The 1,244-nt window shown below is 52.6% G+C and carries 2 protein-coding genes; both read right to left on the bottom strand.

The window, feature by feature from the left end:
* Positions 1-183: 183 nt before the first annotated feature.
* Positions 184-945, bottom strand: coding sequence for an ATP-binding protein (locus tag ACTQ3R_RS16515; RefSeq protein WP_441780230.1), 762 nt, complete (start codon positions 943-945; stop codon positions 184-186).
* A partial coding sequence (locus ACTQ3R_RS16510; protein WP_441780229.1) for a hypothetical protein occupies positions 942-1,244 on the bottom strand: 303 nt, incomplete at its 5' end. The genes ACTQ3R_RS16510 and ACTQ3R_RS16515, both read right to left, overlap by 4 nt.

Genomic DNA, 1,244 nt, shown 5'->3' with positions numbered 1-1,244 from the left:
TGCGAATTCCAGTCAAACGGAGCGCCCGTTCCGGAGGAACGGTGCGCCCATTCCAACGCAAACGGCGTAGCCGTTCCATTCCAAACGGCGTGAAGCGCCGTCCATCCGTTCTGAGCGGCCAGCGGCCGCAATTCCTCACAGAGTTGTGGCCGCTGGTCTCCTGAGAAAGCCACCCAAGGAAGCTTACTTGACTGCGTCTCTCATGCTAATGCCATTCATCTCCAGGCGGTAGCTGTGGCGCTTGTCCGTAATGCGCGCAAGGCAGGCATCAGCATAGGTGTGCTCCTGGAACAGATCAAACCATGTGTGGATTGGGAACTGTGAAACGATAATGGTGGACTTCCTGCCATCGCGTCCATCAATAACTTCAAAAAGGTCACGGCATTTATCCAAGTCGAGATCCATAAGGCCGAAGTCATCAATCGCCAGCAAGTCCAGCTTGGCAAGAGATGAAACATAATCGAGATAGGTTGTCTGCAGGCGAGCCTGTTCCAGTTCCAGCATCAGAATATTGGCGCGGATATAGCGCACGGTTTTAAACTGTTGGATGGCAGAGACACAAAGGGCATTGCAGAGATAGGTCTTCCCGCTGCTTGTCATGCCGGTAATCAGAAGGTTTTTGCCTTCATCAATCCAGTGGCAGGTAGCCAGACGCTCAATAGACGCGGTATCCAGCTTGCGGGCTGGGTCATAGATGGTTTCATCCAGGGCGGCATCTGGATAGCGCAGTTGAGCCTTCTTCATAAACTTTGAAAACTTCTTGTTGTACCGAATCTGCCATTCTTGGTTCACAATAGTAGAAAAACGCTCCATAAATGGAACGAGGTCTGCATTCGGATCCATGAGTTGAGTCTCAAGGGCATCGGCCATGCCGGATAACTTGAGGCTGCGGAGCCGCTCACAGAGAGCAATTTCTTCCGCGTTAAGATTGGGGGAAGGCATCATTTGTAGCTGTCCCTCCCTCTAATGTTTTCATGCTCTGGAAGCCGGCCACGAGTATCACCAGAGGCCTGCTCGTGGTTCATAAGGCGGCTGAGAGCCTTCTTGAAATAGGAGTATTTACAGGCAGACGCGTCGATGCAGGTCTGCGCTGCCTCTTCCACGATATGGCGAGGGACATCATTGCACAGGTGCAGGATACCCTTGCAGCTGTTGTAAGCCTGTTCCTCGTGCTTTACGCCGCGTAGAATGCGGTCAATAAGCGTCACCATGGCATCGCCATACACTGTTGCCCAGCGACGATA

The sequence above is a fragment of the Lawsonibacter sp. LCP25S3_E2 genome, from assembly GCF_052117285.1.
Classification (GTDB): Bacteria; Bacillota; Clostridia; order Oscillospirales; family Oscillospiraceae; genus Lawsonibacter.
This window is presented reverse-complemented; position numbering and strand designations above follow the sequence as displayed.